Below are 3,670 nucleotides of genomic sequence, written 5' to 3'. Positions count from 1 at the left end.
CCCGCCGCCACCCGCGCCGCCGTCTCGCGCGCCGAGGACCGGCCGCCGCCCCGCGGATCGCGGTGCCCGTATTTCAGCCAGTAGGTGATGTCGGCGTGCCCCGGCCGGAAGGTCTGCGCAATGTCGCCATAGTCCTTCGAGCGCTGGTCGGTGTTCTCGATCGCAAGCTGGATCGGCGTCCCGGTGGTGCGCCCCTCGAAGACGCCGGAGAGAATCCGCACCGCATCCGGTTCGCGCCGCTGGGTGGTGAAGCGGCTCTGCCCGGGTTTCCGCCGGTCGAGCCAACGCTGGATCATTGCCTCGTCGATCGCGATGCCGGGCGGGCAGCCATCCACCGTGGCGCCCAGCGCGGGCCCGTGGCTTTCGCCCCAGGTGGTGACGCGGAAGAGATGGCCGAAGGTGTTGAGGCTCATGCAAAGGTTCCCTGCTGCCTGCCGGGCATAGCCCCGCCCCGCCCCCGCCATCAAGCGTTTTCCGGCTTGAAACCCGCCGCGTCGTCCCCAGATAGGCATAACGCGGGCCGGGCCCCTCTGACGGCGAGAGCCGTGATGTCGGACCGCGATCGGGAAACGCGCCCGATGTCCGGCCCGGCAATACCCCTGTCGCGACCGGCCATCGGTGCCCGCAAACAGGGACAAGGACATGGACTTCCTCATGACGGCCTTCCTCGGCACGCCCACCTGGATGTGGCTGGTCTTCATCGGCATCGTGATCGCCCTTCTGGTGCTGGATCTCGGCGTGCTTCACCGCACCGACCACGAGATCGGCGTCGGCGAAAGCCTGCGGCTCTCGGCGCTCTACATCAGCCTCGGCGTGGCTTTCGCCGGTTTCGTCTGGTGGCAGATGGATGCGGAGGCGGCGAAGCTCTATCTCACCGCCTTCGTGGTGGAAAAGACGCTGGCGATGGACAATGTCTTCATCATCGCGCTGATCTTCGGTTATTTCGCCATCCCGCGCCTCTACCAGCACCGGGTGCTGTTCTGGGGCATCCTCGGCGTGATCGTTCTGCGCGGCATCATGATCGGCCTTGGCGCGACGCTGGTCGCGCAATACGGCTGGATCCTCTACATCTTCGCGGCCTTCCTGATCTTCACCGGCATCAAGATGCTGGTGACCGACGACCAGCATCTCGACATCAGCCGGAACCCGGTGCTGCGCTTCCTCAAGCGTCGGCTGAACGTGACCGACACGCTTCACGGCAACGCCTTCTTCGTGAGGGAGGCCCATTCCCGGACGGGCAAGGTCGTGACCTTCGCCACGCCGCTCTTCCTCGCACTGGTGCTGGTGGAATTCGCCGACCTGATCTTCGCGGTCGACAGCGTCCCGGCGGTCTTTGCCATCACCACCGACCCGTTCATCGTCTACACCTCGAACATTTTCGCCATCCTCGGGTTGAGGGCGCTCTACTTCGCGCTGGCGGCGATCATCCACCGCTTCCACTACCTGAAATACGCGCTCGCCGTGCTGCTGCTGTTCATCGGCGCGAAGATCTTCGTGGCCGACGCCCTCGGGTGGGAAAAGTTTCCTGCCAACTGGTCGCTTGGCATCACCTTCGTGATTCTCTCGGTCGGCGTCGTGTGGTCGCTCTGGAAGACGCGGGGGGAGGCGCCGACCGGGGCCGGATCATGAAGTCGTAACCGGCTTGCGCCCCGCGACGGGTCGCGTATGGTCGGCGCCACCTCGGGGTGTCCCGGACGCGATCCGGGACTGAGATGCGCAAGCGAACCCGTCGAACCTGAACCGGTTAGCACCGGCGGAGGGAAGGCACGGCACCTGCCGGAACCATCTCCGCCCGCCTGACCATTGGAGGATGCGAGATGAGACCGACCCCCTTCTCGGCCCTGATGCTCGCGGGATGTCTCTCTGCTGCCCAGGCAGCGGCAGACACACCCGTGCTCACGGTCTATACCTACGACAGCTTCGTTGCTGACTGGGGGCCCGGCCCCGCGGTCGAGGCGGCCTTCGAGGCCGACTGCGGCTGCGACCTGCGGTTCGTGGCCACCGGCGACGGCGCCGCGCTTCTGTCGCGGCTCCTGCTGGAAGGCGAAAAGACCGAGGCCGACGTGGTGCTGGGCCTCGACACCAGCCTGACGGCGCGGGCGGCGGATTCCGGTCTCTTCGCGCCGCGGCCGGCGACAGATGCCGCCTTTGCCCTGCCGGTGAACTGGACCGACCCCCTGTTCCTTCCCTACGACTGGAGCTGGTTCGCCTTCGTCTACGACCGCACCAGGATCGACACTGTTCCGGCGGATTTCGAGGCGCTGGCGGCCTCCGACCTGAGGCTTCTGATCGAGGACCCGCGCTCCTCCACCCCGGGTCTCGGACTTCTCCTCTGGGTCAAGGCGGCCTATGGCGACCGGGCAGCGGAAATCTGGCGGGGCCTTGCCGACAACATCGTGACGGTGACGCCGGGCTGGTCGGAAGCCTATGGCATGTTCCTTGAGGGCGAGGCCGACATGGTCCTGTCCTACACCACCTCGCCCGCCTATCATCTGATCGCGGAAGGGGACGACACCAAGGCCGCCGCGCCCTTCGCCGAGGGGCATTACCTTCAGGTCGAGGTGGCGGCGAAGGTCAGGACGACGGAGAACGGGGAACTGGCCGACCGTTTCCTCGCCTTCATGACCACCGATGCCTTCCAGTCCGTCATTCCCGGAACCAACTGGATGTATCCCGCCGTCACCCCGTCCGGGGGTCTTCCGAAGGGATTCGAGACGCTGATCCGGCCGGAAAAGAGCCTGCTTTTCTCGCCCGAGGAGGCTGCGGGCCTGCGCGACGCGGCACTGGAAGAATGGCAGACCGCGCTCAGCCGCTAGGCGCGGGGCTTCGCTTCGGCGCCGGGGGGGCGGCCGCGCTGGTGGCCGCGCTCACCCTTTTGCCGCTCGGTGCCGTCCTCATGCGGGGCGGCGGCATCGCCATGCTCGGACCTGCCGACTGGGCGGCGGTGCGCTTCACCCTCATTCAGGCCACGCTTTCCGCCGCGATCAGCCTCGCGCTCGCGGTGCCCGTCGCCCGCGCCCTTGCCCGGCGGCGCTTTCCCGGGCGGGGGCTCCTCGTCACCCTTCTCGGCGCGCCCTTCATCCTGCCCGTCATCGTTGCGGTGATGGGGATTCTCGCGATTTTCGGCCGCGGCGGGTTTCTGAACGATGCCTTGGCGGCAATCGGTCTTGGCCGGGTCTCGATCTACGGACTCGGCGGCGTTATCCTCGCCCATGTGTTTTTCAACCTGCCGCTGGCGGTGCGGCTCCTGCTCCAAGGCTGGCTCGAGATCCCCGCCGAACGTTTTCGCCTTGCCGGGGCGCTCGGCTTTGGTCCGGCCGAGATCGCACGGCACCTGGAACGGCCGATGCTCAGGGCGCTCGCCCCCGGCCTCTTCGCCACGATCTTCCTCCTCTGCCTCACCAGCTTCGCCGTCGTCCTCACGCTCGGCGGCGGCCCGCGGGCAACGTCGGTCGAACTGGCGATCTATCAGGCGTTCCGCTTCGACTTCGACCTTTCCCGCGCGGCAGCGCTCGCCAGCCTGCAACTCGCGCTTTGTGCGTTGACCGCGCTTGCCGCCACGCGGCTCGCCGTGCCCTCGGCCTTCGGCGCCGGGCTCGACCGACCCGTGGCGCGCTGGGATGCGGGGGCGCCGGCGCTTCGGGCGCTCGACGCCGCCGTGATCGGGCTG

3 protein-coding genes, 1 pseudogene and 1 riboswitch are annotated in these 3,670 nt (G+C 67.6%); of the genes and pseudogenes, 3 read left to right on the top strand and 1 reads right to left on the bottom strand.

What is annotated here, in order from left to right:
- Positions 1–413, bottom strand: a 413-nt coding sequence (locus tag ACE3P6_RS21410; protein ID WP_374398493.1) for a chorismate synthase, incomplete at its 3' end; no start/stop codon positions are given.
- 229 nt (positions 414–642) lie between these two features.
- On the opposite strand from ACE3P6_RS21410, the gene ACE3P6_RS21405 reads away from it, so the two are divergent.
- The 3 genes and pseudogenes from ACE3P6_RS21405 to ACE3P6_RS21395 form a co-directional block, all read left to right on the top strand.
- Complete coding sequence (locus ACE3P6_RS21405; RefSeq protein WP_374398491.1) at positions 643–1,629, top strand: TerC family protein; 987 nt, start codon at positions 643–645, stop codon at positions 1,627–1,629.
- 42 nt (positions 1,630–1,671) lie between these two features.
- A riboswitch (TPP riboswitch) is annotated at positions 1,672–1,779 on the top strand.
- 38 nt (positions 1,780–1,817) lie between these two features.
- Positions 1,818–2,816, top strand: a complete 999-nt coding sequence (thiB, locus tag ACE3P6_RS21400) for a thiamine ABC transporter substrate binding subunit (protein ID WP_374398489.1) — start codon at positions 1,818–1,820, stop codon at positions 2,814–2,816.
- Positions 2,792–3,670, top strand: a pseudogene (locus tag ACE3P6_RS21395) (thiamine/thiamine pyrophosphate ABC transporter permease ThiP); the annotation flags it as partial. The gene thiB and the pseudogene ACE3P6_RS21395, both read left to right, overlap by 25 nt.

This window comes from Tabrizicola sp., assembly GCF_041911175.1.
Taxonomy (GTDB): Bacteria; Pseudomonadota; Alphaproteobacteria; order Rhodobacterales; family Rhodobacteraceae; genus Tabrizicola.
The sequence above is the reverse complement of the archived record's forward strand: the minus strand, read 5'-3'. Positions and strand labels throughout refer to the sequence as shown.

Excerpts from the sequence above, each read along its gene's own strand:
- thiB (WP_374398489.1), top strand. The coding sequence starts at position 1,818 with ATGAGACCGACCCCCTTCTCGGCCCTGATGCTCGCGGGATGTCTCTCT.
- ACE3P6_RS21405 (WP_374398491.1), top strand. The coding sequence starts at position 643 with ATGGACTTCCTCATGACGGCCTTCCTCGGCACGCCCACCTGGATGTGG.